This window comes from Bradyrhizobium sp. i1.15.2 (assembly GCF_040548425.1).
Classification (GTDB): Bacteria; Pseudomonadota; Alphaproteobacteria; order Rhizobiales; family Xanthobacteraceae; genus Bradyrhizobium; species Bradyrhizobium canariense.
The window spans coordinates 379323-400063 of record NZ_JBEPRQ010000003.1 but is presented as its reverse complement, the minus strand read 5'-3'; the positions used below and the strand labels follow the sequence as shown (position 1 = coordinate 400063).

The following is a 20741-nucleotide window of genomic DNA, read 5'->3' as shown; positions in this document are numbered from 1 at the left end:
CCAAGCGTCAGCTCAACACGCCATACTTCTTGAACCAGGCCTGGGCCTGCTTCCAGGCATCTTCTGCGGCGTCCTTGCGGTAGCTGCCGCGGTAGTCGGCATGGAAGCCGTGCGGCGCTTCCGGATAGATCTTGAACTCGGCCGTCTTCTTGTTCTGCTCCAAGGCTGTCTTGAGCTGCTCGACCTGGGCGACGGGAATGCCGGTATCGGCGCCGCCATAGAGGCCGAGCACCGGTGCCTTCATCTCGGGCGCGAGCTGCATCGGGCTCTTCGGCCACAGCGGATTGGCTGGATCGACGGGCGGACCGTAGAAGGCGACGCCGGCCTTGAGCGTGCCGCTGTGGGCGGCATATTCCCACACGGTGCGTCCGCCGCGGCAGAAGCCGATGATGCCGAGCTTACCGGTGTCGCCGCCTTGCGATCCCGCCCACGCCACGGTCGCGTCGAGATCGGACAGCAGCTCGGCGTCCGGCTTGGCATTGACGATCGGCAGCAGGTCCTTGATCTCGGTGACCTTGGTCAAATCGACGCCCTTGCGAAAGTAATAGTCGGGCGCGATCGCGAATGCGCCGAGCTTGGCGAGGCGCCGCGTCACGTCCTTGATGTATTCGTGCAGGCCGAAAATCTCCATCGCCACGATGATCACCGGCGCCTTGGTGTTGCCGGCGGGGCGGGCAAAATACGCAGGCATCTGCTCGGAGCCGACCTTGATCTTGGCGTCGCCGGTCTGGAGGCCGCCGGTGTCGGTCGTGATCGCCTCGGCGCGCACGGGCCCGGCTGCAAGCGTGTAGCCGGCGGCGACGGCCGCAGTCGCGCTCATGAACCCGCGGCGCGAGACAGGGGCGACCTTGGTCAGCCCGACGACGTCGGATGTCATGGTGGTCTCGATACTCATCGGTTCGTCCTTCCTGATGCGTGCCCCTGATCCTTCAGGCGACGCATTCGCCAATAATTGCCAGCGAAACGCAAATCACCAGCCTGCGAGCGCGCCGCTTTCAGGCCTTGTTTTCAGGTCTTGTTCTGACGCTGTTTCACTGGCGCAGTCTCGGGCATGAGGCTCATCGCGACTAGTCCGACGATCGCCGCAAGCAGCAGGTACCAGGCCGGCGCCAGCGGATTGCCGGTGACGTGGAGGAGCCAGGTGACCACGAGCTGCGCCGTACCGCCGAAGCTGGCGATCGCGACCGCATAGACGGTCGCGAACACACCGCCGCGGATGCTCTGGGGCAGCGCCTCGGTGAAGGTCGCGTAGAACGCAGTGAACGGCAGCGAGCCGATGACGGACAGGACACCGAAACCAACCAGGAGCGACAACGCGCCGGGGGCATGGACGATCCACAGGAAGGTCGGGTAGGTCAGCAGCAGCGTTGCGAGCTGCGGCCAGATCATCACCGGCTTGCGACCGAGACGATCTGCCAGCCAGCCCCCGACCAGCGCACCGACAAACTGGATGCCATTGCTGACCAGCGACACGGCGAAAGCCAGTGTCGACGACACATGCAGCGTGTTCTGCGCATAGGTCGTCATATATTGGGTGACGTAGGTCGAGATCGTGCCGCTTGCCAGGATCATCAGTGCAAGTCCGATGACGCCAAGGTGCCGTCTCGCCTGCGAAAGATGACTGGTGTGCTCGACGGCGCGGACACCGGCTTGGGCCTGCGGGATCGTCTCGGGCAGCGTCCGGCGCATCCAGAACCCGAACGGCAGGCACACCGCTCCGATCAGAAACGCCACCCGCCAGCCATAGGCGTCGAGCATCTCTGGCGCCATCGTCCTGCTCAGGATGACGCCGACGAGTGCGCCCGCGGTCGCGGCGATCTCCTGGCTCGCCGGCTGCCAGGCCACCACCAGCGCGCGATGCTGGGGCGGGGCGATCTCGATCAGATAGGCGGTGGTCGGTCCAACCTCCCCGCCCAAAGCAAAGCCTTGCGCCATACGCGCCGCGATCACGATGACGGGCGCTGCAAGGCCGATCGATTGATAGGACGGCGTGAGCGCGATGGTCAGGATCGATAGCCCCATCAGCGCGAAGCTCAGCAGCATGGCAGGCCGCCGGCCGATCCGGTCGGAATAGATCCCGAGCACGATTCCGCCGATCGGCCGCGTCACGAAGCCGGCGCCGAAGGTCGCCAGCGACAGCATCAGGCTGCCGTACTCGCTTCCCGTCGGGAAGAAGGTATGGCCGATCTGGATGGCGAAGAAGCTGTAGGTGATGAAGTCGTAGAATTCGAGCATGTTGCCGACGGTGGCGGCCAATGCTGCGCGCTTGACGCTGAACGGCTTCACTTGCTCGATCACGGACGACACTCTGGCATTCCCGGGCTCGATCCTATTTCGATTTAACCGCCTGGCCGCATTGCAACGCAACATTCATTAACCGAAAACGGTGGTTCCCCCGTCCCCTTTTCCGCTGCCCCAGTTGCGGCCGCCCCGTCCGCTCGCGCAATTCGAGGCGCATCGCGCAACAAATGGGCTTTGCGGTAGTCGCAACGACACATCGTGCCGCACGCACATCCCGCGCTAGCGGAATTTGCACGCAAAGCCGCGGTCATTTGACTGAAATTTTCAGAAGAGTTGAGCCGGGCGATTTACTCGAACTTTCTTCGTGACGCTCTAGTTCCACGGTCGGAAGGTTCCGCATCCCTCGGGATCTTCATTATCAGCCGCCAGGATTGCGCTACCAAAAGCTCAATTGAATCAAGATTTATCCGACCTGGAATTGAAATGAACTTGGCTCGCGAATCGATCGAACTGCTGGAACAGGTCGCCCGTATCTTGTGGTTCGAAGGCGCCAAGCACGGCTTGCGCGACCGCGAGTGGATGGCGCTGCGTTTCCTTTCCCGCGCCAACCGGTTTTCCCGGACGCCGTCGGCGCTCGCGAGTTACGTCGGCACCACGCGCGGCACCGCCTCGTTCATCATTGGCGAGCTGGAGCGGCTCGGCTATCTCGAGCGAAAGCGCTCGGCCCAGGACAAGCGGTCAGTGATGCTGAGCGTGACACAACAGGGCAAGAAGTTCCTGGTGCGCGACCCCGTCAACGTCCTCATCGAGTCCATCGGCGTGCTGGAGGATGAGGCGAAGGTCGGCTTCCGCGACGCGCTCCGCCACGTGCTGGATCAGTCGGACGCAGCCGAACAGCGGCACCATACCGACGTCTGCAAGCGATGCATCTTCCTCCGCGAAGATCGCAGCACCACGGACAGCAGGACGACTGCCGAGTTCAGCTGCCGCCTGTTTCGCGCGCCGATCGCGGAGGCGGAGGTCGATCTGCTATGCACCAGTTTCGAGCATCACCGTAAATAGAAGGCGGCCCTCGATCAGGGCGTCGCCTTGCGTGACGAATAGATGACGCCCCCGCTGGACTCGACCACCAGACGTCCGTTCTCGTTTCTGATCTCCTCGATGCGGCCAAGGCCGGGCACTTGCTGTCCCAGCACCGCTTCGATGACGCCGTTCGGGCCTTGCAGGATCGCAATCCCCTCATAGGCCTGGCGGACCGACCAGCCCTTGACCGTCTTGCGCGGAGCCGAAATGCGCTCGGACGGTGCTACCGATCCCGTGACCTCGGGCGTAGCGGCCGAGGCCATCATCGGCATTGGCTGTGAAGCGACGGGCGCCGGAGCCTGGGCCTGCACCTGGGCAAGCTTATCGAGCTTCACCGTAGAGGACGAGCTCACCCGTTCGATGCGATCCAGATTCTCGCCAAAACGGCCAAAACGGTCATTGGTCGCCTTGCTCGACTGATCGACCGCGGTGCGCAGGCCGTCGAGATTGTCGGACACCCCCGACACCTGCCTGCGCAGTTGTGCCACCGTCTCGCGCAGATTCCTGATCTCAGTATTGGCCGCGACGTTGTTCTGGGCGGGCTGCATGGCGAAATAGGCGATCACGCCGGTGCAGGCACAGACGACCAGGATCGCAGCGACCGCCAATGTCGCGAGCGGCGCGACCCATGTCGGACGCGGCGGCGGCGGCTTGGCCACGATCACGGCCGGCTTGATCACGATGGGCGTAGGCTTGGGGATTGCCATCTTGTCGAGGCGCGCCTTGGCGCGAATACGCTTCAGACCCTCGAGCGCCTCTTTCGCCAGAGTTTCATCACTCGCTGCTGCCGGCGCAGGCTTGGTGTTCGCAGCAGGCTTGGTAGTCGCGGAAGGATTGGTATTTGCAAAAGGCTTGGTGTTTGCAAAAAGCTTGGTATTTGCAGAAGGCTTGGCCGTCGGCGCCGCATTGTCTTTGGCATCGCGCGTCTCCGCAGCCGGTTTCGCCGCTGCGGGGACATCCACGGTCGCGTTGGGACGAGCTTGTCCATCGGACAACATGCGAGAATGCTCCGTTCGGTTCGATCTGTCGAACGGTGACGTTATTTGCCGAAGCTTGCCTGAAACGTGCGCATCCAAAACTTTTCATCACGCGCGGTGCGACGTCACATGAGTCAAACGCGTCACGCACGTGGCGAGAGTGCGACTCGAAAGACACACCCTCGCCAAGATTTCGCCAAGCTGGAGTCGCCTCGCCATACATGAGTCGAATTGTCGCACGTGGAAAGACGATGACGGGAGTCAATCCGGGGTTGAAAATCCCTCAATCTGCATGAAGCGCAGCACCGCCCAAAATAGCTGTAATCATACGGGGATGCGGAACTTTAGAACCGCCAAGGTGCAAAACTAGTTCGAATTCCAAATCAACTGATGCGATTGAACATACAAAGAAACAACTCGAAACGAATCAACAGCATCAAGCACGTGTAGCAAACGCTTAGTTGCGCACGCTTGATCGGAAATCGGCAATTGTTACGGTCCTACTCAAGTGATTCTCGCCAGTTAGCGAGGAGATCGACAAAGTACAGTGGCGTTCGGACGCATGAGCAACTTGGCGCAACTGTTCTAGGTCGCTTTCTCAATCCGCTCCGCGAGGTGATCCGCAAGACACCCGCCGAGCCTCACGCAGTAAGCGTTCAGTATCGAGTCGAAGTAGCAGGCCTGCGAGACGCAGGCACTGAATGCGTAGGGCTGCCCGCGAATATCGAAACCATAATAACGGTTCGCGGGAAGGAATATCGTCAAACAGCACAGTTGCCGAGCCGGGCATCACAACAACCAACCGGCCGTAACAAGTGCGAAACAGGGGCGAAAAACTGATGTATATTATCGTTGATGATCGCGAGAGCGTCACGAACAGCTATGTCGGAGGGCTCGTTCGCGAAGGTGTATCGTCGATCGGCTTCTCCTCCGGAGAATTCTGGGACTGGCTGCAATCTGCGAGTGAATCGGATCTGGCCGCGGTGGACGCCTTCCTCCTCGGGGATTGCGACACCCGCGGAAGCCTGCCGCGGGCGATGCGCAAGCGCTCCTGGGCTCCCATCATCGCCATGAGCGGCCAGAAGATGCTCAAGAACACGCTGGAGCTCTTCGAATCGGGCGTCGACGACGTCGTCCACGTGCCGATTCACCTCCGCGAGATCCTCGCCCGAACGGCCGCGATTGCGCGCCGCCGGGTCGGGGAACTGCCGCGGCCCTGCGAGACCAGGATCCAGGTCTTCTTCAACGGACGTGACCCCGAGATAGCTGGCCACGCTCTCACCCTGCCCCGCCGCGAACTGCGCATTCTCGAATATATGGTCAGCAACCACGGCAAGTGGGTCACCAAGACGCAGATCTTCAACGCGGTCTACGGCATCTTCGAAGCGACGTTCGACGAGAGCGTGATCGAGAGCCACGTCAGCAAGCTGCGCAAGAAACTCCGCGACCGCCTCGGCTTCGATGCGATCGTGGCCCGCCGTTACGTCGGGTACCGCCTCGACATCCCGGCCGGCGAAACCATCGACGTGCCGATGCAGGAGCTCGACGAGGTCGGCATCCTGCTGAACAGGGCGCATACCGCCCCAGTGGCGTATCCAGCCGGAAACTGATCGGCAGGGCGCTGCCACGCAACCGATAACGGCCTCTGCGAACCATCTTCGCAGAGGCCGTTATAGTTTCGGCGACGTCAACGGCGAACAGAGCCGCGGCAGTACCGGCGCTGCGGCTCGCGTCTAAGTATAATTCTAGAGGCTCGCTTCCGATTCAATCAGAACCGATAATGCCCTAGGGCTTCTGCTGGAATTCTTCCTTCGACACGTAATTGAAGTCCTCGACAAGGACGTCCTGGACGACTTCGGCCTGCATTCGCTCGTTGACACGCTGCTTGATGGCCGTCGTGAGGATGGAGAGGTCGTAACGAGCGAGTTTTCTGAAATCGAGGCGGTCGTCGGCATAGATCCTGCGGAAGGCTTCATCGACGACGAACGGCTCGGGCGGCACGTTGAGCTGGTGCATGGTTCGCGCCTCAACGGTGTAGACAAAGCGCGCGACGATGTAGCCCTGAACGTTGCCACCCTCGACCATGGGCACGCTCAGCGCCCGCGTCTTCTGGTACTGCAGCCCGTCAAGGTATTCGTCCTTTGCCGGCAGCAGGCTGCCATTTTCCTTCCAATAGGCCACGGCGTAGCTCGTTCCCGCGGTGAGGATGCATACCCAGAGCCCGGCTAGCACGAGTCTGATCATTTTCCGTCCTGTGCTGCGCGACCGGTATAGGTGCCGTCCGACTCGGCGTCCTTGATGGCCTTGACTATGATGGTCGCGACCTCGCGCACCGCATCGTAATGCATTTCGAGGATGGAACGGTTTCGCTCGAGCTTCTCGCGCAGCCGCTGGATCTCCTCAGTGATCTCGACCTCGCCGCCGAGGTGCATTCGTGCCCGCATCAGGCGGACGAATTCCAGCATGCTCCGGCTCTTCCGGGCGCTGAACTCGTCGAAGTCGATTTTCTTGCCCGTCGCGAGCGCTGCCGTCTCCTCTTCGACGATGGCTTCGAGCCGGCGGATCGCGGCTAACAGGCCGCGTACCTCGTCCGATCTCGCCGGGTCCGCACCGTCGTTCGCCACCTCACCACCGACATTCGGCAGCAGGACGGGCAACAGCCCATCGCCCGACACGGCTGCCATCGTCGTCGCCTCGGTGTCCACGGCCGGCTGTTCCATCACCATGGCCGCCGCGCCTTCTTGTGCCTGCATAGGAAAGTCACCCTTCAACTTCTGTCATCCATTCCCGGATCGTCATCCGGCCTTGCCCGTAGCATCCGGCCCCGCCGGATGCGCGGCGGCGAGCTGCTTGGCAATGCCAATGCCCTTGCCCTTTGCCAGCTGAGCACCAAGTTGCTCCGCCAGCATCGACTTCCAGACGCCGCCGGCCGTGCCTTTTCCAAAGACCTCCTCCGACTCCTTCGGCAACATCGTCTCGACGAAGGTCTGGAGGATGAAGGCCTCGAACTTGCGGTACACCTCGCCGGATGCCGGCGCCTTGATCACCTGCACCGGCGCTCCGTTCACCGCACCCGACTGCGGTTCCGAAAGCTTCGTCGCGGATTGATCGGCAGCCGCCGCCTTGGCCTTGCCGACCTCCGCATCCATCGTGGCGGCGAAATCCGTGTCCGATGATTTGAGCGCGTCGAGCTTCGCTGTGGCCGCGCGCTGCGTCACGGGATCGGCGGCGTCGAGGACGTCGAGAACGAGGTCGGGTGTCGCGGTCACGATCATGTCTTGGTCCGATTGGCTGGCCGTGGCGTCCACTCGCGCACGGTGAGGCTTGTTCCCGTCATCTCCTCGAGCGATCGCTTCTCGACGTCGCGAAGCTTGTCCGCGAGCGCCGCCTTCGCGACCTGCTCGAACTGCTTCACACGGCGGCTCTCCGCGCGAACCTGGTCGAGCTGCTGCGAGGCCTGGGCCTGAATCGCGCGCGCGCCGACGCTGGTTCTGGTCAGGCGCCGCGCGATCGATTCGCTCGATGATCCCGCCGGCGGCTTCCCCTCGTTGAGAGTTCCGACCAGCCATTCCTGTTCGTCCTGCAAGCTGCGCTCCTGCTGCCGCAGCTGCGCGAGCTGCCACTCTGACAACCGGAGCTGGAGCTTCACGAGCGAGACCATCCGGCCGAGCTTGTCCGCGCGCGACGTCATGGCGATTACTCCGCCAGCCACGATGAGACGCCGAGCATGAATTGCCTCAGGAGCTCGTCGCTGGTGAGGTAGAGCAGCAGGAAGCCGCCGAACAGCACGAAGGGCACCGAGATGAAATAGACCGGAATCGCCGGCGTCAGCTTGTTGATCAGGCCGACCGCCAGGTTGACGACGACCGAATAGACGATGAAAGGGCTGGCGATCCGCAGCGTCAGCACGAATGCCTCCGATAGCCGGCCGACGAGCTGGTCGAGCGGCATGCTGCCGCCGAGCCGGTCGCCGGGATGCCAGACGTCGTAGGAGTTCATCAGCCCGCGCAGGACCTGCCAGTGCTGGTCGGTCATGAAGAACAGCGTCGTGACCGACGTCATGATCAGCGGCACCAGGGCCGGCGCCGGATCGGTGTCGCCGACCGGCGTCCCCGGGATGTTGCTCAGCCCGATCGCGCTGGCCATCACGGTGGCCATGGTCTGGAGTGCGAGAAAGAACACGCGACCGCCGAGCCCGATGACGGCACCGACCACGAGTTCGGAGCAGATCAGGAGCGCGAGCGTCAGCGGCGCCGCGTTGTCCGTGAGAGGTTTCAGGACGGCGGCCAGGATCGGCGTCAGTGCGAACGTCGTCACCAGCGCAACGAACAAGCGGACCTGGGCCGGAACATTGACGCTGGAATAGCCGGGGACCAGCATCAGGCAGGCACCGATGCGGCAGAACACGATGAACGTCACCAGCACGCTGTCGGTGAGGCCGCTGATCACGATATGGCTCCGAGGGCCCTGATTTCGGTGCTGCGCGCGACTTCGACATGCGACAGGATCGGCAGTGTCGGAAAGACCCGCTCCAGGATCATCCGGACGTAGGGACGCGCTTCCGGGGTCACGGCCAGCACCACGCTGGTGCCGTTCTCGGTGAACTTGCGGATCGCGGCGCTGGCTTCGGTCGCGAACTGCTCGATCAGGCGCGGATCGGCGTCGAATTCGACGACGTCGCCCTTGGCGTCGCGCTTCAAGCTCTGGTGGAACGCGAGATCCCAGCGGTTGCCGAGACGGACGACGTTGAGCACGCCGTTGTCGGAGAGATCGCCGCAAATCTGCTGGGCAAGACGCGTACGCACATGCTCTGCCACCTGCTCGGAGCGCCGCACATGAGGCGCGATCTCGGCGATGGCTTCGAGGATCAGATGCAGGTTGCGGATCGACACGCGCTCGGCCAGCAGGATCTTCAGAATCGCCAGCAGCCCCGAATACGATATCTGCGACGGGCAGAGATCCTCGACCAGGCGCTTGTATTCGGGATCGAGCCGGTCGAGCAGGCCGCGCATGTCCTTGTAGGACAGCAGCTGGGCGAGGTTGGCCCTGATCACTTCGCTCAGATGCGTGAGCAGCACCGACAGATTGTCGACCGGCTTGCAGCCCTGACGCTTGACCTCGTCGGTGAACGCGTCCGTCACCCACAGCGCCTTCATGCCGAAGGCCGGCTCGATCACCTCTTCGCCGGGAACGTCGGGCTTGCCGTCCTTGTCGACGAGGACCAGCACTTCTCCGAGCCGGAGCTCGCCCTGGGCGACGCGGGTGTCGTGGATCCGGATCTGGTATCCCTTGGGATCGATCGACAGATTGTCGGTGAGCTTGATCTCGGGAACCACGAAGCCGTACTGCTTGGCGAACTTCTTGCGGATCTTGGCCACGCGATGCGCCAGTTCGTTGCGCGAGCCCAGCAGATGCACCGAGAGGTGACCGCCGAGCGCCAGCTCGATCTCCGCGGTCTTGAGCGATTCCTTGACGGATTCCTTGGCATCGACCTGGGCGCGTTCGTCGGCCTTGCGCGCATCTTCCTTCTGCTTCAGGGCTGCCTGCCGCCTCGGCAGCGAATACCCGACGAAGGCCATGACGCCGCCGAGCAGCAGGAAGGGCGCCGTCGGCAGCCCCGGCATCAAGGCGAGCACGAACATCATCAACGCGGCGGCCGACACCGCGCGCGGATAGCCGCCGAGCTGCCGCAACACGGCCTGCTCGGCCGAACCCCGGGTGCCGCCCTTCGAGACGAGCAGGCCCGCCGACAGCGACACGATCAGCGCCGGCATCTGCGTTACCAGACCGTCGCCCACGGACAGCTTGGTGTAGACGTCGGCGGCGCGTGCCAGCGTCAACCCGTGATGCGTCACGCCGATGATGATACCGCCGAAAATGTTGATCGCGGTGATGATCAAACCGGCGACGGCGTCGCCGCGAACGAATTTCGAGGCACCGTCCATGGCGCCGAAGAACGCGCTCTCCTCTTCCAGCTCGCGGCGCCGGCGCTGGGCTTCCTTGTCGTCGATCAGGCCCGCGGACAGATCCGCGTCGATCGCCATCTGCTTGCCGGGGATGGCATCCAGAGTGAAACGGGCGCCGACTTCGGCGATACGCGTCGCGCCCTTGGTGATCACGACGAAGTTCACCGTGACCAGAATCGCGAAAATGATCAGGCCGATGACGAAGTCGCCGCCCATGACGAACTTCGAGAAACCGGCAACGACATGGCCCGCGGCGTTTTCCCCCTCCCCGCCGCGCGACAGGATGAGACGGGTCGTTGCGACGTTGAGCGCAAGCCGCAGGATCGTCGCGATCAGGAGCACGGTCGGGAAGGCAGAAAAATCAAGCGGCCGCTGGATCCACAGTGCGACCATCAGGATCAGTGCCGAGAGCGCGATCGAGAACGCGAGGCCGAGATCGATCAGGATCGGCGGTATGGGCAGGAACAGGATCGTGAGCATGGCCACGATGCCGCCTGCGAAAAAGGCATCGGCGCCCAATCGTCGCGGGGTCGGCAGGCTAGCGGCTAACGTATCGGACATGGGTCACCGGCAGAGGATCCGGCCCGTAATCTGCCGTGCAAAGCTTACGCGGGGGTGGTGGCAGGGGTGGCAGAGGCGGCCGGGACCGTCCGGATCAGAAGCCGCGCTCGATGTGCGAATAGACCATCTCGGTGAAGGTGGAGAGATGGGCTCCGATGAAGGAGCCGGAGACGGCAACGACCACGAGAATGACGATGATCTTCGGAACGAAGGTCAGCGTCACCTCCTGGATCTGGGTCAGCGCCTGGATCAGCGCGATGATGGTGCCGACCAGCATCGCGGCACCGACGGCAGGCCCGGAGGCGACGATGATGGTCCAGATCGCCGCCTGGACGATGTCGAGAGCATCCCGTTCGTTCATGACTGGCTGATCGTGAGACCGGGGCCGATCGCGACTTTCGTGCCGTTCTCGAGCGTCGCGACGGAGCCGTCGCTGTTGATGGAGATCGAAGCGACCTTGCCGCTGAAGCTCGCTCCGGTCGCGTCCGTGAAGCTGACGGTCTTTCCGATCAGCCCGTCGGCCTGCGACAGCGACTGCGAAGACAGCAGAGCGTCGAGCTTGGTATTGGTCTGCATCGCCTGCTCGACCGACGAGAGCTGCGCAAACTGGCTCATATATTGCGAGGTATCCATCGGATTGGTCGGATCCTGGTTTTTCATCTCCGCGATGAGGAGCTGAAGAAACGTGTTGTAGTCGACGCCGGTGCTCGACTTCGGCGTCGTCGAGCTGGTCGAACTGGACGACTTGCTGGTGCTATCGGTCGCGCTGGTGACGTTCATGTAGTTCTCCTGTCAGGCAGCCTCGAATGGGGAATCGATCGTGGCGCCGGCCAGGATGGCCTGCTCCACTGGAAACAGTGCCCGGATCCGCTTGAGCGCCTCGAAGTAACGGGTCGCTCCGACCAGGTCGTCGACCGTGCCAAGCCCGACCAGCATCTCCTGGCTCTCGCACACCGCGAGCAGGGCGGCGTGATGCTGCGCGTAGAGAGCCGAAGCATCGCGGACGTCGGTCGGATTCATCAGCATGAGCTGGACGATGAAATAGAGCTGCCGCAGCGCCGTGGTGGCGTCGGAGGCCTGCATGATCTGCCCTTCGAGCAGGAACATCACGTCGTTGACGAGCTCGACGGAGACCTTGCGGTCCACGCGCAGCACCGCGCCGTTGATGTAGACCCGTTCGCCCGCACGCAAGGATATCTTCATCAAAGTGCGTCTCGGATCAGGCGGTTGATTTCGATGAGCTGGATAACGTCGTTCGACTTTTCTTCACGAAGGCGGTCGGCTTCCTTGACCACCCACAGGCCGATCGAGATGATGTCGGCGCGCAGCTTTTCCGGAAGTCCGTTTTCCGGATGCGCGAGATCCTCGATGAAGATCGTCCACAGCCGCCGCACATAGAGCAGGCTCTCGACCAGATCCTCGAGGCTGAAGCGGTCCGACTGGATCCGCTCGAGCCGGTCGATGCCGAGGCTGAGCGCCTGCCGCTCGCGGCCCCGCGCCTCATAGCCGCTCTCGTCGACGACCGATTCATAGGCTTCAAACGTCATCAGGACAACTCTGCGCAGGAGACCGAACAACAAGACAAGGGTTACGCGCCTTACGAAGGAGCTGGACTCAGAGATAGTTGATGAGGCTGATCTTCTGGAGCTGCGAGGTGAGCGCAAGCGCCGTCTGGATCTGCGTCTGCAAGGTGTTGACCCTCACGGAGGCTTCCGTCGGATCGACCTTCTCTATACCGACGATCTGATTGTTCAGAATATCCTGCTGCGTCTTGAGCTTGTCGGTTGCGGAGGTGATCCGCTGCTGGACCGTGCCGATGTCGCCGCCGAGGGTCGCAAGGTCCGTGATGGCGTTTCCGACAAGGCCGATGGCTTTATCCACGACGACCTGGAACGTCGCTTGGTCCAGGTTCGCGTTCCCGAGATCTGCCATCATGGTGTAGGCCTCGGCGAGCTTGCGGAAGCCTGTCTGATTGGCGCTGACGGAGGTATCGGCGATCTCGGTCGTGGAGATACGGCTTTGCATCACCTGGTCGGTCGCCGATGACCAATTCGTGTTCCAGGCCGGGCTCGCGAACTCGGCATCGAAGGTGGTGTCGAGGAAGGTCTGCATCTGGCCAGGAGTGATGGTGTTCACGCTGGGCGATGATTGCGAGAAGCCGAAGGTCGCAAGGAAGTCGGCGTCGACCTGGTTCTTGCTGGCCGAGCCCGCGGTGTAGGCCGTGATCGGCGTGTTCTGCGTGTTGATGCCCGCAAAGAGAGACGAGCCGTTATAGGAGACGTTCAGCGCGCCAATCAGATCCTGGAGGTTGGAGGACGCAGGTGGCAGGATGATGCGCCCGCCGCCATCGGTACTGCGCGCCGCGATCAGGTCCTTGAGGAAGTCCGTCGCGGTCGATCCAAGCTGGGTGATCCGGCTCTGCGTTATGTCCAGTCGCCCCGCGACGAGCCCATTGGTATCGACGAGCTGATCGGCGAAGCTCAAATCCGCCCGCAGGGTGACGTCGCCTCCCGTCGTGGCACCAAGCTCGAGGCCGACATCGGCGAAGCGGCCGGTGGTGGCTTCCTTCGAAGCCTTGGCCAGCGCGGCCTGATTGTTGGTGATCGAGGATCTCAACGACGAAGACAGCATCAAGGTCGAGATGTAGTTCGCGCTCATCATGACTTAATTTCCCACGGCAGCCAGCAGACTCTGCAACATTTCGTCGACGGTCGAGATGATCTTCGACGAGGCCGAATAGGTGCGCTCGACCTGGAGCATCAACGACATCTCGTCATCCATGTTGACGCCGCTGACGTTCGACAGCGCCGCAGTGCTGCGGTCGAGCAGCGTTTTCTGGTAGGTGACGTTGGAATCCGCGGTCTTGCGCTGGTTTTCGATCCAGCTCGTCGACGACGACGCGAAATCGATCAAGCTGCCGTTCGGCTTGCCTTGCGTGGTCGCATCGAACGGCTGCGACGCATCCATGGCGCCGATGAGCTGCTGCAGCCGGGCCGAGTAACCGCCATTGCCGGCGGTATTGTATTGGTATGCGACGTTGCCGCTGATCGCGCCGTCGCGCAGCAGATTAGGATTGCCGCCCTGGGCCGGATCGACCGATGCAGCAACCGAAATGGTACCAGCGAGGCCCACCAGGACGGTGGCGCTCGCCGGCATCGCCGGCGCGCCGGGGTAGGTGAAGAGACCGGGGACATCGGGCAGCGTCGGAACAGGCGACTGGTCACTTTCCTTGAAGGCGTCGACCAGGCCGCGCGCGATTTCGTCGAGCTGGCTCTGGTAAGTAACCGTGTCATTGTCGCGCAGCTGGGCCAGGCCAGCAAGCTTGCCGGACTTGAGCGGCATCACGGAATTGGCGCCGGTCACCGGAACACCGTCGATATAGACGGCATTGCCGGTGGTGCCGGCCGTATAGGCGTTCGTCGGCGCAAAGCTCACCGTCCGCGCTATCTTGTCGAACAGCACGACGCCGCTGTCGGTATAGAGCGCCGCGTCGCCGTTGGGACGGATCGACATCGAGACCCCGACCTCCTGCGACATCTGCGAGACGATGCTGTCGCGCTGGTCGAGGTAGTCCGTGATGTCGTCGCCGGAGATCGTCCCCTTCACGATCGCGGTATTGACGGTCTGGAACTGGGAGAGCAGCCGATTGATGTTTTGAACCGACGTTTGCATGTCGGCATCCGCGCCCTCACGGGCCGACTGCACGGTCAGAGTCGCCTGATTGAGCGCAGTCGCCATGTCCTTGGCGGACGTCACCGCTGCCTGCGCCAGCGTGGTGTTGTCCGGGGCGTTGGCATATTGCTGCAGCGCCTTCTTCAGCGCATTGAGCTGCGCCGTCGGCGACTGGTCGAGTTCCGGATCGTCCACCGTGGCAGATGCGATCTTCTGGAGACCGTCAAGGATCGCGCTCTGCTTGGCCGACGTCGAGGTTGCGGTCAAGACATTGTCGTAGAGCCCCGAGCTGGCGGCGCGCTGGATCGCCGCCACGTAAACGCCGGCCCCGGGGAGAGTGTCCAATACGGCGATCTTGCGCGAATAGCCGGCGGCACTGGCACCGGCGATGTTGCGCGAGATCGTCGACGACTGGATGCCCGACGCCATGAGCGATGCGCGAGCTGAGTCGAGAGCAGCGGTAAGGGACATGGTCTACTCTTGGCCGGGATGAGCGCTGAAGGATTCAGCGCTTCAGGTTGACGACGACGTCGAGTAGGTCGGCGCCGGTCTGGAACGATTTCGAGTTCGCGGTGAAGCCGCGCTGTGCCTCGATCATCCCGGTGAGCTCGTCCGCGAGGTCGACGTTGGAGTCTTCCAGCGCGTCAGACTGGATCGTGCCAAGCCCACCGGTGCCGGCATTCGCGGCCTGGGCGTTGCCCGAATTCTGGTTGGTCGAATAGACGTTGCCCGGCTCGGGCGTCAGATTATCGGGGCTCGCCACGTCGGCGAGCATGAGCGTGTAGAGCGTCAGCTGCTGACCATTCTTGAGCACGGCGGTCACGTACCCGTTCTGGTCAACGTCGACCTTATCGATGGCCGACGGAACGCTACCGTTGACAGTGGCCTTGAAGCTGAAGTTGGTGCCGACCTGCGTCATGTTCGACAAGTCGAGGGTCACGGTCGCGCCGTTGGTGACCGGAAATGCAAGCGTCGTGGCGCTCGCTGCGGCCAGCGCGCCCTTTCCGGCCGTCGTCGTGTCGAAGGTATAAGCGCCGGTCGCGCCGAGCGTGGCGCCCGTCGTCGAGTCGTAGGCTTGGATTTGCCACGTGTCCGACACGCCCGGCACATTCGCGGTATGGGACATATAGAGATCGACCTTAACGGCCTGGCCGATATTGTCGTAGGTCACGATCGAGCTTTTCGACGAGTACGCGCCCGGGCCGGGCGGACCGGCAATGGGTGCTGCCGTCGGATCCAGATTGCCGGTGGTGAGCGTTCCCGCCGTCGATGGCACGGGCACCTGCGAGACCTGGGCGATGTTCACGATCTGCATTCCCGACAGGCTGTTCTGCGAGAAATTGGTCACCTTCCCCGGCTGGCCGAGGAGGTAGTAGCCGGCCGCATTGACCAGATTGCCCTGGCTGTCCGGGACGAACGAGCCGGCCCGCGTCAGGAATTGCTGCGTGTTGGTGGCGTCCGATACCACGAAGAAGCCGTTGCCTTGAACGGCAAGATCCGTGCTCGATGTGGTGAATTGCGTATGTCCGGCATCGCTGATGGCATAGCGGACGGTGGTCTCGACCGCGCCGGAATCGTAATTGCCCGAACCGCTCTTCAGGATCAGCGAGGAGAACTCGGTCGAAGCCCGCTTGTAGCCGGTGGTGTTGACGTTCGCGATGTTGTCCGAAACCGTCGACAGCTTGTTGGATTGCGCGGCCATCCCGGAAACACCGGTACGCATAATGCCGTAGAGGCTCATGGATTGGGCTCCTTAAGTAGGTTGTAATTACAATGATGGGGTTTGCTTGCGCGGGGCTGATGGTAAGGAGCCATGCACAACTTCATGTCGTCAGCCCGTCTTCGGCTGACAGAACGAGCGCGCCTTGTCGGTCCACGCGCCGAAGCCGCTGGAGACGAGATGCGCGACGATGTGGCAGACGTAGCGCTTCTGTGCCGGCTGGTTGTTGGGACCTGCATTGTAGCGGGCGACTGCCATGGTCCAGCTGCCCTCGCGCTGCTTCAACTCCTTCAGGAAGCGCGCGGCGTAGTCGACATTCCCTGCGGGATCGAACATCGCCCGCACCGAGGCGAACTTGTCGCCGTGATAGTAATGGTTGATCTGCATGCAGCCGAGGTCGATCAGCTTGATCCCCTTGGCTCGCATGGCTTCAAAGTTGGCGATCGCGTCGTTCATGTCCTTGGCGAATACGGTCTGTCCTTCGGCGCCGAGCGCGTAAGGATAAAGTGCGCCGCGCCGCCCGGTCTCGGTCAAGCCGACCGCGTAGAGAATGCCGAGCGGGATTCCGTGCTGCTGGGACGCACGCGCCATCTCGCGCTCGCACGGGCGCGAATTGTCGGTTGCTGCAGCCGCAGCGCCGGCGTTACAGATAAACAGGGCCGCGACGAGTCTGCGGCGCCACGTCTTGGTCATGACGCGTCTCCTGGTTGGACTGGCGCTCCTGTCGGGCCTGCTTCGCGCCGCCGTCCGCTTGTCCCGACGAATTACTCGTACCGTCGAACGTGCCTTGCGACTGCGACGAGGGCTGTTGCTGGCCCGAAAGCTGCGGCTGCGATTGGCCGGAGCCGCTCTGGAAACCATCCAGGGAGCCGTGCTGGACGGGTGCAACATCGGCGACGTAGCCCGCCGACTGCATCAGGTCGCGGATCGAATCGCGCTGCTGGTCCAGCATCTGGCTCGTGTCCTTGCGCTCGGCGGCGAGGTGGACGGACACTTCGTTGCCGACGAGACGAAGGCGCACGGTGACATTGCCGAGCGCGGCCGGCTCGAGATTGATGGTCAGGATCTTGAGCGGCTGATCCGGCGAATTGGCTTGGGACGTGGTAAGATCTGGAGCTGCGGAGGCCGTCGGTGCCGGAGCTTCTTTCAGCTCGGCGACGACAGCGTTGGCAACCTGCTGCGGAGCGTTGAACTGCGCCGGCGGCAGATGGGTCTCCTGCTGGACCACGGTGACCTTGGTCGTTCCGGGCAATGTATCCCGCGCCGAAGCCTTGGCGGCACGCTCGACATTGGCCGCGATGGCCTCGAAGCCGGGTGCCGTTGCCGTCGGCGGCACACTGCTTTCCCGCGATGACACCTGGTCGGTAACTCCGGCGTGCGAAGTCGCGGCCTGCGAATGCGCGGCGGCTGGAGCCACCGGAGATGGGAGCTCGGCTGTCGCCTTCGACGTGCCCATGGCCTGAACGTCGCGCTTCGTCGTGGCAGACCGCTCGTCGCGCCCGGACGCACCCTTCTTGTCGCCGGCCGGTGCTTGCATCTGCGGCATCACGACCTGCGGCCCGGCGACGCTCTCCTGCCCGATGATCCCGGCAATGCTCGATCGGCCCTGGACGTCGGTCTGCTCGGTATGATCGAGAAGTCCATGTTTCCCGGAGGGGTTGTCGACCTTTTTGTCGGAAGATTTCTCGGTGAGATTCTCGTTGGATCCGGGCTCTTCCTCGTCGCTCGCGTTGTCCTTCCCGCTCTGGTGCGCCAGGCGCGTCCGCAGCGTTCCGGCTTTCACGGCCGTGTCGCTGCCCCCGTCGTTGAGCGCGCGCTTCGCGAGATTCGAGACGGTGTGCAGCAGATCGTTGAAGGACGAGTCCGCCGGCGCTTTCGCCCCGGCGCTCTTGCCGGAACGCGATGTGCCCCGCATGTTGAGGCTTTCGGCGAGACTCGAAAAGACCTGTCCGGAGGTTCCACTGAGCTTCGTCATGGACGGCGATCCCTGGTGAGGAGTTCGAGCTCGCCGAGCTGCTTCTGCGCGCGAGCAAGCGTTGCGGTCGACGACGCGAGGTCGAGACGCGCGGACGTGAGCGGAGGCTTGTCGGCTGCGGCGGCGGATCCGCCAGCGAACGGCTTGCGAACGTCGAGTGCGAGCTGCACCGTTGCATTGAGAAAGGGAATGTCGCGCTCCGGCAGCTTCGACCGGTCGAGCGCCTTCAACTCGGCGAGACCGCCGTCATATTCGTCGGTGAGCGCCCGCGACACGCCGCGAAACAAATGCGCCCGTTCCCGATCCGCCGAGGCATCGGCGCTGAGCGTCAGCGCGCGTTCGCCGGCAAGCCCGGTCACGACCAGCCCTCCGCGCACCATCGCGGTGCGCGCGATCACGAGATAGAGCTTGAGGCGGCTCGCGCGGTCGATCTGCTCCAGCAGCGTGGAGATCCGCGCAAACCGACGCTCGTCGAGCGCGAGGCTCGATTGCGTCAGACCCGTGGAAAAACGCTGCCAGAAGTCCCCCGCATAGACCGAGTTGTGGTAGTGCCGGATATAAGCCAGCGCCAGGAACTCGAACTTGTCGAAATCCTCGGCTTGCCCGACCAGCAAGATCTCTCGCCGCAGGGCTGCCTCCTCCACCAATGTGCCCGGCAAGAGCAGGCGCGCGTCATCCAGACGCTCGATTGCAAGCGATGCCTCGGCGCGTGCGAACAGCGCGCCCTGGACCAGCGCGAGCTGTCCGCCCAAGCCCGACGGAATCGTCCGCGGCTTGACGTCCTTGAGCAGTTCGCGCGCTTCGTCCTGACGACCCTCGACATAGGCAAGCGCGCCATCGAACAGCCGTCCATCGACGTTCAGCTTGTCTCGCGGCAGCTTGCGGATGATTTGCGGTGCGCCGCCGCTGAGCAGATAGATGACGGCGGCCTGGCCGTTCTGCGAATTACTCCACACGCCCGGATCGGCGGCGAGAAATTTTTCGCCGATCTGCCGGATCAATGCGCCGTGGCTACCGTGTGCCGCACTATCGCCGTTGGCGATGCCGTCCTGCACGGTCTGCAACGCCCGAACGAGCTCATACGGCTCGCTCGATGTCGATGCCGCCGGGGCTGGCGTCGGTGCCGGCTCGGCGAACGCGCCTGCCGCCGTGAACGGCAGCAGCATCAGCAGCGCGGCGCGGAGAAGAGGCCAGATCAAGGACGCTTCTCCCGGACCATGATCTCGATCCGGCGGTTCTGCGCAGCCGCGGGATCGTTTTGAAGCTTCGGCCGCCGATCGGCATAACCCTCGACATGCTCGATGCGCTGCGCATCGACGCCGGAGCGGACCAGCATGTAATAGGCCATCTGCGCACGGGCCGTCGACAGCCGCCAGTTGTCGTAGGTCTCCGAACGGTACGGCCGATTGTCGGTGTGGCCGCGGACGATGATCACGCCGGGACGCTTTGTCAGCAGCGGGCCGATTTTGTCGATCACACGGATGAGTTCGGGCCGCGGCTCAGCCGAGCCGACCGCGAACATGCCGAAGTTCGCATCGTCGGTTAGGCTGATCAGCAGGCCTTCCTCGACCTGACGCACCTCGGCCACCGGTCCCGCGCCGGCCTTGACGTCCGACAGCGCATCCGCGATCGCCGACTGAAGCTGTTTGACCGTTAATTGCTGGGCCTGAACCGCGTCGCGCGGCTCGGATTCCTTCGTCGCATCGTTGGGACGCGGCTGCGCGGCGGCATTGGCTTGATTACCAGCTTGGGCACCCGGCTGCGCGCTCCCTTCGCGTGAGAACAGCGACGACGCGGGCCCCGGCGGCAGCAGAGGCGACAGGCTTCCGGACGACGCGTCGCCGTTCGGAGCCACGCTTCCGCCGGCATCGTCCTGCCTGGCTCGGCGTGCCTGCGGCTCGCCCTGGCCTGTCCCGGACGCAGTGTCGCGCGTGGACGCATTCGACTTGAACTCGGGCTCTGGCTTGGGCTTGGGTTCGCCCTCGATGATGCGATCGGCATCCTTGGTCGCCTGCGGCGCAAGCTTCCAATAGCCGGGATCGAACGGATCTCGGTAGGCGTCGCCTCCCTTGAGGCCATCCTCTTCGGCGGACGTCAGGGCGCCGGCGCGCCGCTGACCCGAGGCCTGGTTCGCACTGCTGGCGATCTCGGCGAGCGTCGTATAGGGATCGCGGAACAGGACCTTCTCCTCGTAGAAGGGCGGCTTCTCGGCCGTCGGAGAGTCACCGCGACGTTCCTCGCTCGGTCCTCCCGGCTGGCGCCTGCCGTCCTGGCCGTCGAACGACGACGGCTCCTTCTTGGAGAGATCCTTGAGTCCCTTCGGGGCAGGTGCGTTCTCCGCGAGCTTGATCGGATTGAAATAGCTCGCGACCACCTGCTTCTGATCCTGGTTGAGTGCATTGATCAGCCACATCACCAGGAAGAACGCCATCATCGCTGTCATGAAGTCCGCATAGGCGATCTTCCAGACGCCGCCGTGCGGTTTCTCGTCGTCGAAGGCGCTCCGCCGGCGGATGATGACGAGTTCTGACTTGACCTCATTCATG

At 63.3% G+C, this 20741-nt stretch carries 22 protein-coding genes; 2 read left to right on the top strand and 20 right to left on the bottom strand.

Translation table 11 applies throughout. From position 1 onward, the window contains the following. Positions 1–7: 7 nt before the first annotated feature. Together ABIB80_RS09435 and ABIB80_RS09430 are read right to left on the bottom strand one after the other, a co-directional pair. Complete coding sequence (locus tag ABIB80_RS09435) at positions 8–895, bottom strand: dienelactone hydrolase family protein (protein ID WP_219681260.1); 888 nt, start codon at positions 893–895, stop codon at positions 8–10. A gap of 113 nt (positions 896–1008) precedes the next feature. Then, positions 1009–2298: an MFS transporter gene (locus ABIB80_RS09430; protein WP_219681297.1), complete on the bottom strand. Its 1290-nt coding sequence runs from the start codon at positions 2296–2298 to the stop codon at positions 1009–1011. Positions 2299–2724: 426 nt separating this feature from the next. On the opposite strand from ABIB80_RS09430, the gene ABIB80_RS09425 reads away from it, so the two are divergent. Continuing rightward, positions 2725–3303: a MarR family winged helix-turn-helix transcriptional regulator gene (locus tag ABIB80_RS09425; protein ID WP_007595842.1), complete on the top strand. Its 579-nt coding sequence runs from the start codon at positions 2725–2727 to the stop codon at positions 3301–3303. A 14-nt stretch (positions 3304–3317) separates the two neighbouring features. On the opposite strand, the gene ABIB80_RS09420 is transcribed toward ABIB80_RS09425, so the two are convergent. Further along, positions 3318–4322, bottom strand: coding sequence for a hypothetical protein (locus ABIB80_RS09420; RefSeq protein ID WP_219681261.1), 1005 nt, complete (start codon positions 4320–4322; stop codon positions 3318–3320). An 818-nt stretch (positions 4323–5140) separates the two neighbouring features. Here ABIB80_RS09420 and ABIB80_RS09415 point away from each other — a divergent pair. Beyond that, positions 5141–5911, top strand: a complete 771-nt coding sequence (locus tag ABIB80_RS09415) for a response regulator transcription factor (protein ID WP_354127240.1) — start codon at positions 5141–5143, stop codon at positions 5909–5911. 175 nt (positions 5912–6086) lie between these two features. Here the strand turns inward: ABIB80_RS09415 and ABIB80_RS09410 are convergent, their stop codons facing one another. The 17 genes from ABIB80_RS09410 to ABIB80_RS09330 all read right to left on the bottom strand — a co-directional run bounded on the left by ABIB80_RS09410 (position 6087) and on the right by ABIB80_RS09330 (position 20740). Next, positions 6087–6545, bottom strand: a complete 459-nt coding sequence (locus ABIB80_RS09410; RefSeq protein ID WP_007595846.1) for a hypothetical protein — start codon at positions 6543–6545, stop codon at positions 6087–6089. After that, positions 6542–7054: a flagellar biosynthesis protein FlgN gene (locus ABIB80_RS09405; protein ID WP_088940978.1), complete on the bottom strand. Its 513-nt coding sequence runs from the start codon at positions 7052–7054 to the stop codon at positions 6542–6544. Before ABIB80_RS09405 ends, ABIB80_RS09410 begins: the two co-directional genes overlap by 4 nt. 42 nt (positions 7055–7096) lie before the next feature. Then, positions 7097–7576, bottom strand: coding sequence for a rod-binding protein (locus tag ABIB80_RS09400; RefSeq protein WP_219681263.1), 480 nt, complete (start codon positions 7574–7576; stop codon positions 7097–7099). After that, the gene (locus ABIB80_RS09395) at positions 7573–7992 is read right to left on the bottom strand and encodes a hypothetical protein (RefSeq protein ID WP_035995241.1); all 420 of its coding nucleotides are present in this window, start codon (positions 7990–7992) and stop codon (positions 7573–7575) included. The genes ABIB80_RS09400 and ABIB80_RS09395 overlap by 4 nt, the downstream gene beginning before the upstream one ends. Before the next feature lie 5 nt (positions 7993–7997). Then, the gene (gene fliR / locus ABIB80_RS09390) at positions 7998–8750 is read right to left on the bottom strand and encodes a flagellar biosynthesis protein FliR (RefSeq protein ID WP_219681265.1); all 753 of its coding nucleotides are present in this window, start codon (positions 8748–8750) and stop codon (positions 7998–8000) included. Further along, entirely contained in the window at positions 8747–10828 is a 2082-nt protein-coding gene (gene flhA, locus ABIB80_RS09385) for a flagellar biosynthesis protein FlhA (RefSeq protein WP_007595850.1), read from the bottom strand. Before flhA ends, fliR begins: the two co-directional genes overlap by 4 nt. A gap of 94 nt (positions 10829–10922) precedes the next feature. Next, complete coding sequence (gene fliQ, locus ABIB80_RS09380; RefSeq protein ID WP_018453982.1) at positions 10923–11189, bottom strand: flagellar biosynthesis protein FliQ; 267 nt, start codon at positions 11187–11189, stop codon at positions 10923–10925. Beyond that, complete coding sequence (gene flgD, locus ABIB80_RS09375) at positions 11186–11608, bottom strand: flagellar hook assembly protein FlgD (RefSeq protein WP_007595852.1); 423 nt, start codon at positions 11606–11608, stop codon at positions 11186–11188. The genes fliQ and flgD overlap by 4 nt, the downstream gene beginning before the upstream one ends. A gap of 12 nt (positions 11609–11620) precedes the next feature. Continuing rightward, positions 11621–12031 carry a flagellar biosynthesis repressor FlbT gene (flbT, locus tag ABIB80_RS09370; protein ID WP_007595853.1) on the bottom strand — a complete coding sequence of 137 codons (411 nt, stop codon included), beginning with the start codon at positions 12029–12031 and terminating at the stop codon, positions 11621–11623. Continuing rightward, positions 12031–12375, bottom strand: a complete 345-nt coding sequence (flaF, locus tag ABIB80_RS09365) for a flagellar biosynthesis regulator FlaF (RefSeq protein ID WP_007595854.1) — start codon at positions 12373–12375, stop codon at positions 12031–12033. The genes flbT and flaF overlap by 1 nt, the downstream gene beginning before the upstream one ends. Before the next feature lie 67 nt (positions 12376–12442). Next, on the bottom strand, positions 12443–13489 hold the full coding sequence (locus tag ABIB80_RS09360) for a flagellar hook-associated family protein (RefSeq protein ID WP_007595855.1): 1047 nt from the start codon (positions 13487–13489) through the stop codon (positions 12443–12445). Between the two features lie 3 nt (positions 13490–13492). After that, positions 13493–14971 (bottom strand): flagellar hook-associated protein FlgK, encoded by a 1479-nt coding sequence (gene flgK / locus ABIB80_RS09355; RefSeq protein WP_354127239.1) that lies wholly within the window; start codon positions 14969–14971, stop codon positions 13493–13495. 34 nt (positions 14972–15005) lie between these two features. Continuing rightward, positions 15006–16241 (bottom strand): flagellar hook protein FlgE, encoded by a 1236-nt coding sequence (locus ABIB80_RS09350; RefSeq protein ID WP_354127238.1) that lies wholly within the window; start codon positions 16239–16241, stop codon positions 15006–15008. A 90-nt stretch (positions 16242–16331) separates the two neighbouring features. Further along, entirely contained in the window at positions 16332–16913 is a 582-nt protein-coding gene (locus tag ABIB80_RS09345; RefSeq protein WP_007595862.1) for a transglycosylase SLT domain-containing protein, read from the bottom strand. Continuing rightward, complete coding sequence (gene fliK, locus ABIB80_RS09340) at positions 16864–18195, bottom strand: flagellar hook-length control protein FliK (protein WP_354127237.1); 1332 nt, start codon at positions 18193–18195, stop codon at positions 16864–16866. Before fliK ends, ABIB80_RS09345 begins: the two co-directional genes overlap by 50 nt. Beyond that, positions 18192–19394: a chemotaxis protein gene (locus ABIB80_RS09335; protein WP_354127236.1), complete on the bottom strand. Its 1203-nt coding sequence runs from the start codon at positions 19392–19394 to the stop codon at positions 18192–18194. The genes fliK and ABIB80_RS09335 overlap by 4 nt, the downstream gene beginning before the upstream one ends. Continuing rightward, on the bottom strand, positions 19391–20740 hold the full coding sequence (locus ABIB80_RS09330) for a MotB family protein (RefSeq protein WP_219681277.1): 1350 nt from the start codon (positions 20738–20740) through the stop codon (positions 19391–19393). The genes ABIB80_RS09335 and ABIB80_RS09330 overlap by 4 nt, the downstream gene beginning before the upstream one ends. Position 20741 lies beyond the last annotated feature (1 nt).

Bases quoted from the DNA above. Each gene is read 5' to 3' on its own strand.
- ABIB80_RS09435 (WP_219681260.1), bottom strand. From the start codon at position 895: ATGAGTATCGAGACCACCATGACATCCGACGTCGTCGGGCTGACCAAG.
- ABIB80_RS09425 (WP_007595842.1), top strand. From the start codon at position 2,725: ATGAACTTGGCTCGCGAATCGATCGAACTGCTGGAACAGGTCGCCCGT.
- ABIB80_RS09420 (WP_219681261.1), bottom strand. From the start codon at position 4,322: ATGTTGTCCGATGGACAAGCTCGTCCCAACGCGACCGTGGATGTCCCC.
- ABIB80_RS09415 (WP_354127240.1), top strand. From the start codon at position 5,141: ATGTATATTATCGTTGATGATCGCGAGAGCGTCACGAACAGCTATGTC.
- ABIB80_RS09410 (WP_007595846.1), bottom strand. From the start codon at position 6,545: ATGATCAGACTCGTGCTAGCCGGGCTCTGGGTATGCATCCTCACCGCG.
- ABIB80_RS09405 (WP_088940978.1), bottom strand. From the start codon at position 7,054: ATGCAGGCACAAGAAGGCGCGGCGGCCATGGTGATGGAACAGCCGGCC.
- ABIB80_RS09400 (WP_219681263.1), bottom strand. From the start codon at position 7,576: ATGATCGTGACCGCGACACCCGACCTCGTTCTCGACGTCCTCGACGCC.
- ABIB80_RS09395 (WP_035995241.1), bottom strand. From the start codon at position 7,992: ATGACGTCGCGCGCGGACAAGCTCGGCCGGATGGTCTCGCTCGTGAAG.
- flhA (WP_007595850.1), bottom strand. From the start codon at position 10,828: ATGTCCGATACGTTAGCCGCTAGCCTGCCGACCCCGCGACGATTGGGC.
- fliQ (WP_018453982.1), bottom strand. From the start codon at position 11,189: ATGAACGAACGGGATGCTCTCGACATCGTCCAGGCGGCGATCTGGACC.
- flgD (WP_007595852.1), bottom strand. From the start codon at position 11,608: ATGAACGTCACCAGCGCGACCGATAGCACCAGCAAGTCGTCCAGTTCG.
- flbT (WP_007595853.1), bottom strand. From the start codon at position 12,031: ATGAAGATATCCTTGCGTGCGGGCGAACGGGTCTACATCAACGGCGCG.
- flaF (WP_007595854.1), bottom strand. From the start codon at position 12,375: ATGACGTTTGAAGCCTATGAATCGGTCGTCGACGAGAGCGGCTATGAG.
- ABIB80_RS09360 (WP_007595855.1), bottom strand. From the start codon at position 13,489: ATGATGAGCGCGAACTACATCTCGACCTTGATGCTGTCTTCGTCGTTG.
- flgK (WP_354127239.1), bottom strand. From the start codon at position 14,971: ATGTCCCTTACCGCTGCTCTCGACTCAGCTCGCGCATCGCTCATGGCG.
- ABIB80_RS09350 (WP_354127238.1), bottom strand. From the start codon at position 16,241: ATGAGCCTCTACGGCATTATGCGTACCGGTGTTTCCGGGATGGCCGCG.
- ABIB80_RS09345 (WP_007595862.1), bottom strand. From the start codon at position 16,913: ATGACCAAGACGTGGCGCCGCAGACTCGTCGCGGCCCTGTTTATCTGT.
- fliK (WP_354127237.1), bottom strand. From the start codon at position 18,195: ATGACGAAGCTCAGTGGAACCTCCGGACAGGTCTTTTCGAGTCTCGCC.
- ABIB80_RS09330 (WP_219681277.1), bottom strand. From the start codon at position 20,740: ATGAATGAGGTCAAGTCAGAACTCGTCATCATCCGCCGGCGGAGCGCC.